The following is a 5,875-nucleotide window of genomic DNA, read 5'->3' on the forward strand; positions in this document are numbered from 1 at the left end:
TTGATAATTTCGTCCGTTGCTGACTCCCCAAGTACTTCTTTGATTGCAAGCAGCAAATGCTTTCCTACGATTGGATAATGCTCCGGCTTGATTCCAAGGCTGCGGTGCTTATGTGCGATTTGGTTTACAACCGGAAGGATTACTTCCAGGTTGTCTATATATTTTGCAGCGGCATAAACAGTTCCAGCCAATGCCCTTTGCTGTCTGCCCTGCTTTTGATTAGCATGGTTAAATATATTTAGAAGTTCTGGGTGGTTTTCGAACATAGTTTTGTAAAAAACAGTCGTGATTTGTTCACCGTGAACTTCTAGTACAGGTACTGTAGATTTAATGATTTCAATCGTTTTTGCGTTTAGCATTCCTTACACTCCCTTATGTCTTATCTATTTTGCAGAGGCGTTAACCTCATTCCCATAGTGATTATATAAAATTAAAAGTAGAGAGTAAGTGATGCAAATCACACTATCGCAAAATAGTTAATTTGGGCTAATTTAAATAAAAGCTCTGTTAAACAAGGCTGTTGATTTTCGTTCCAGGCGCTTCGCTTTCCGCGGGGCAGGCGCTGAGCCTCCTCGTCGCTTCGCTCCTGCGGGGTCTCACCTGTCCAGCTAAGCCCGCAGGAGTCTACGCGCCTTCCACTACAATCAACAGGGTATTAAAATCAACATTCAGCTTTAACAAAGCCTAAATAAAAAGACAGCACCATAAAAACAGTGCTGTTATCCTAAAATATAATTTTTTCTTCAAAAATCGTTACTTTCTTCAGTCGCTTCCTGTTAAGTTCAAAACCAATTCCTGGACGTTCCGGCAATGTAATAGAACCTCCATGGACTTTAATTTCAGGCTCAATAATATCTTCTTCCCAATATCGGTCAGATCCTGAAATATCTCCTGGGATTGTGAATCCTGGCAAGGATGCCAGTGCAAGGTTATGGGCTCGCGAAATTCCGAATTCGATCATCCCGCCGACCCAGACAGGGATTCCCTTCCCAGCACAAAAATCATGGATCCTTTTTGCTTCTCCTAAACCGCCAACCCGGCCAATTTTTATATTAATGACTTTGCAGCTTCCTAGCTCGACTGCTTTTCTTGCATCATTAAAGGTTACGATGCTTTCATCAAGGCAAATTGGCGTCGAAATTTGAGACTGGAGCTTGGCATGATCAACAATATCATCATAATCAAGAGGCTGTTCAATCATCAGCAAGCCATATTCATCGAGAGCCTTAAGGCGTGCTGCATCTTCTAATGTATAGGCGGAGTTCGCATCTGCCATTAATGGCAAATTCGGAAACTTCTTTCGAATCCCTGCGATATACGGAATGTCATTTTCCGGGCTGATTTTCACTTTTACACGATTATAGCCCTTTTCTAAATAGCTTTCTATCTGAGTGATAGCTGCTGGCAAATTAGGATTACCGACAACTACACCAGAAGGAATGCTATCGATCGTCCCTCCTAATAGCTTCGATAACGGCTTACCCTCCCGCTTTGCCTGCAGATCCCACAAGGCTGTTTCAATCGCCGCCTTTGCCATATGGTTTCTTCTGATTGAACTGAACAAAGTATAGGCTTCCACAGCGTGAGCAATCTCGTTCTCCTTGATTAGCGGGATGATAAAATCCTTTAGTACATGCCAGGATGTCTGCATTGTTTCTTCTGTGTACCAAGGCGAAGAAAAGGCAACTCCTTCACCATAACCGCTGACACCATCATGCCCTTCCACTTCAACGATAATTGCTTCTCTTTCGGCTACTGTGCCTAAATGGGTAGTGAATGGCTGCTTCAATGGCATTTTTATCAAAGATAACTTGATTGACTTAATATTCATGGTCTCTCCACTTCCAGCCACTCCCGCAGCTTTCGCCTTAACAATTTTTTTGCAGCATTCCTGGGCAAGCTGTCGACAATGATGATTCTTTTAGGAAGCTTATACTTTGCAAGCTTGTGCAGGCAGTGCTCAAGTAATTCTTCCTCTAAGTTGTCAACTCCATCCTTCCTGACAATAAACGCAACCGGAACCTGACCCCATTGCTCATCCTCTGCTCCAATCACACCCGCATCCGCAACAGCTTGATGAGAAAGCAGTACACCTTCAATCTCAGCAGGGTAAATGTTTTCACCGCCTGAAATAATCAAATCCGAACGGCGATCAAGGACGTAGAGAAATCCATCATTGTCCAAATAGCCGATATCTCCTGTATATAGCCATTGATTACGAATCTTTTCTGCTGTTTCAACATCTCTGTTCAGATAGCCAATCGTAACATTCGGCCCTTTGACTATGATTTCTCCTTCAGCCCGAGGAGGAACTTCATTTCCAGCCTGGTCAACAATCTTAATCTGGTTAGGAAATAATGCCTTACCTGCAGAACCTAACCGTTCAATGCTGTATTCTGGTGACAGCGTTGCGAACTGTGAGGATGTTTCTGTCATGCCGTAAGTTTGAAATACAGGAATTTGCTTTTCAAGACAGTTCTCGAGCATTGGAAGAGGTGCTGGACCGCCGCCAAGCAGCATGCATCTGAAGCTTTCCGGAAGCTTTTCCCCGCCCAGCTCATTCAGGATTCTCCTAAGCATGGTACTGACGACCGACATCACCGTAATTTTTTTACTGCGAATATCTTCTATTGCCTTCCGTTCATCAAAAGTGTTGTGGAGAACCACTGGCATACCGTAAATCTGGCTTCTCATTAAAATAGAATAGCCGCTGATATGAAAAATCGGCACAGTGCAAAGCCATTTATCCTGTTCATGTATGCCTAGATTAAGAGCAGATGCTGTTGCACTCCACCAATGATTTCCGTATGTCTGCATGACGCCCTTAGGATTACCGGTTGTTCCAGACGTATACATAATGGTTGTGACATCCCGCAGGTTGAATTCCTCGAGGATGACTGGATCAGCGCTTTCAATCTTGTAGAGTTCTTCTGTACTGATTGATTGCAAACTAATATTAATAGAAGCAGCTTTAGCCGTAAAACACTCTTCATAAATGAGCAAATCTGCTGCAGAGTCATTCAGCTGCCATGATAATTCCTCGGTTGTAAGCCGATTGTTCAGAATAACCGTACGTACACCAGCCATTTGCAAAGCATATAAAATGAATGCTGAATCTGCCTGATTAGAAAAAAGCACAGCTGCTGTAGAGCCAGTTGCAAAACCAAGAGCATCAAGCTTTCCGGTAATATCCTTCGCCTTTTCAAAGACTTCTTTAAACGAATATGTTCTCCCTTCAAAAATTAACGCTTCACGATCAGGAGTCAACTCTGACCTTTTTTTCAGCCAGTTTGGTATGTATTCTCCCATTTTGTAACCACCTCTTTGATTTTACAATCATTTCATTATTACTACATGCATGACGATTGATCATGCTTCTAACAAATATGCATTTAGACGAAAACAGCCTGATGGATATCCATCAAGCTGTTTTTTACTGCGTTTAAAATAGACAAAGAATCAAGGGAACCTTGGGAACTGGCCAAAGTCTGGCTTACGCTTTTCCTTGAACGCGTCGCGGCCTTCTTTTGCTTCTTCCGTTGTGTAATAAAGCAATGTTGCATCCCCTGCCATTTGCTGTAATCCAGCAAGTCCATCAGTATCAGCATTCATTGCTGCTTTCAGGAAGCGAAGTGCTGTAGGGCTCTTTTCAAGGATTTCTTCACACCACTTGATTGTTTCTTCTTCAACCTGGTCAAGAGGCACAACCGTATTTACAAGGCCCATATCAAGTGCTTCCTGAGCATTGTACTGGCGGCATAGGAACCAGATTTCGCGTGCTTTTTTATGGCCAACGATTCTTGCTAAGTAGCCAGAGCCGTATCCAGCATCGAAGCTGCCTACTTTAGGGCCAGTCTGTCCGAAAATAGCGTTGTCAGCCGCAATTGTCAAATCACAGACTACGTGAAGTACATGTCCGCCGCCGATTGCATAGCCTTTTACCTGAGCGATAACCGGCTTAGGGATTACACGGATCAAACGCTGAAGGTCAAGGACGTTCAAACGAGGAATCTGGTCTTCTCCAACATATCCACCATGTCCGCGAACCCTCTGGTCTCCGCCTGAACAGAATGCATCATCTCCAGCACCTGTTAGAACAATAACTCCAACGCTCGAATCATCACGTGCATAAGCAAAAGCGTCAATCAATTCCATTACCGTCTTTGGTCGGAATGCATTGCGCACTTCTGGGCGATTAATGGTGATTTTAGCAATACCATTATAAGTTTCATAAATAATATCTTCATACTTGCGTTCTGAAACCCATTCTACTGTCATTAAGAAAACCTCCTATTTATGTATTCGACAAAAACTCACTTACTATTGTACCAAATTTTTCAGGTTCTTCCACATGAATTGCATGTCCGCAATCTTTTATCGAAAAATGTGCAGCATTTGGAAGCTTTGAAACCATTTCTTCTGCAATGTTACAGAACTTTGTATCCAATGTACCGGTTACCATTAATGTTTCAAAATCAAAGCCGGGCAGCTTGTCCCACCATGAAGGCTGCGCCCCGGTCCCCATCCCCCTCAGGCTGTTTGCTAGGCCTACAGGGTTATTTTGGAGCCTTTGATTCCTTATTTGTCCCCTTACTTTGGCAGGCAAATTCAATTGAGATTGAAAGAGCGGAATTGATTCCCAATAATCAATGAAGTTTTCCAATCCTCCCTCTTCTATCTTTGAGGCTAGATTGTAGTCCTGTTGAATTCTAGCATTCTTCTCTGATTCATTTTTTAGTCCTGGTGTGGTACTTTCCAGCACCATTTTCCTCACCATATCAGGATAGAGGCTTGCAAAGGTGATGGCCACTCGGCCTCCCATTGAGTACCCAAGCAAATCCGTTTTCTCGATCCCCATCTCATCCAAAAGAACCTTCAGATCATTTGCTGCCCTCAATACATCGTATCTGTCTGCCATTTCAGGCGAGTCTGTTTGACCATGTCCAATCAAATCCACCATCACCAGAAGGGAGTGTTTTCCCCATATAGGACAAAACGGCTTCCATATAGAAGCCGCGCCAGTAAAACCATGAAGCAACAGCAGGGGAAAACCTTCTCCGCACTTCTCGACATTAAATCGGACGCCGTTTATCATGGTTTTCATTGATTGTCACCTTTTAGCATTAAAGTTATTTCCCGGGAAACAGATTTCCACAAATCTCGATGTTCTGTCAGATTCCTATCTCTCATTGTCTGGATTTCCATCACTTTCAAACCACTTATACTTTGGTTTTGAACGAAAACCTCTGCAAAATGATCCCAGTCTGATATTACATCGAATTTCCCGTTATACATTTCGACAACATGGCTGAAATCAAGATCCAGCGGTGTGCCAAACAGCCTTTCAAAATGCTTCGGCTCATTTGCCTGCGGAAGAAACGAAAAAATTCCGCCGCCATTATTATTAATCAATAAAATATTGATGTTTAGATTGTACATTTTAGCTGCCATTAATCCATTCAGGTCATGGTAAAAGGTAAGATCTCCAAGCACAAGATAGCACGGTTGCGAAACGCTTGCCACCCCCAGTGCTGTCGAAACAATCCCATCGATGCCATTTGCTCCTCTGTTTGCCATCACCTTGATTTTCTTTTCATTGAAAAAGAAGAATGAATCAAGGTCACGGATTGGCATACTATTGCCGACAAAAAGCGTTGAGCCTTCCGGAAGCATCTCAGCAAGCTGATGGAATAGCTTCCCTTCACTTAATTCTTGCACATCTGAAACAGCTGACAATTGTTCTTTTGCGATGCTGTTTGCTGCAAGCCATGTTTCAAGATATGCTGAATCGTTTGCAGATCGTATAAGGTTTTGCATCTTCTTGAAAAAAAACGTTTCATCACAATATAGCATGTCAGAAGCTGCCATCGATGGC

The 5,875-nt window shown here is 43.0% G+C and carries 6 protein-coding genes; all 6 read right to left on the bottom strand.

Going from position 1 to position 5,875, the window contains the following annotated elements:
* The coding region (locus WB217_RS14660; protein WP_423993975.1) for a globin domain-containing protein at positions 1-359 on the bottom strand (359 nt) is incomplete at its 3' end.
* Positions 360-724: 365 nt separating this feature from the next.
* Positions 725-1,831, bottom strand: a complete 1,107-nt coding sequence (menC, locus tag WB217_RS14665; RefSeq protein ID WP_423993976.1) for an o-succinylbenzoate synthase — start codon at positions 1,829-1,831, stop codon at positions 725-727.
* The gene (locus tag WB217_RS14670) at positions 1,828-3,309 is read right to left on the bottom strand and encodes an o-succinylbenzoate--CoA ligase (protein WP_423993977.1); all 1,482 of its coding nucleotides are present in this window, start codon (positions 3,307-3,309) and stop codon (positions 1,828-1,830) included. The genes menC and WB217_RS14670 overlap by 4 nt, the downstream gene beginning before the upstream one ends.
* A 150-nt stretch (positions 3,310-3,459) precedes the next feature.
* Positions 3,460-4,278, bottom strand: a complete 819-nt coding sequence (gene menB, locus WB217_RS14675) for a 1,4-dihydroxy-2-naphthoyl-CoA synthase (RefSeq protein WP_423993978.1) — start codon at positions 4,276-4,278, stop codon at positions 3,460-3,462.
* A gap of 16 nt (positions 4,279-4,294) precedes the next feature.
* Positions 4,295-5,104, bottom strand: a complete 810-nt coding sequence (menH, locus tag WB217_RS14680) for a 2-succinyl-6-hydroxy-2,4-cyclohexadiene-1-carboxylate synthase (protein WP_423993980.1) — start codon at positions 5,102-5,104, stop codon at positions 4,295-4,297.
* Positions 5,101-5,875, bottom strand: a 775-nt coding sequence (locus WB217_RS14685) for a thiamine pyrophosphate-dependent enzyme (RefSeq protein ID WP_423993981.1), incomplete at its 5' end; no start/stop codon positions are given. The genes menH and WB217_RS14685, both read right to left, overlap by 4 nt.

Origin of the sequence: Mesobacillus sp. (assembly GCF_049588175.1) — a bacterium.
In the GTDB taxonomy this organism is placed as follows: domain Bacteria; phylum Bacillota; class Bacilli; order Bacillales; family Cytobacillaceae; genus Mesobacillus.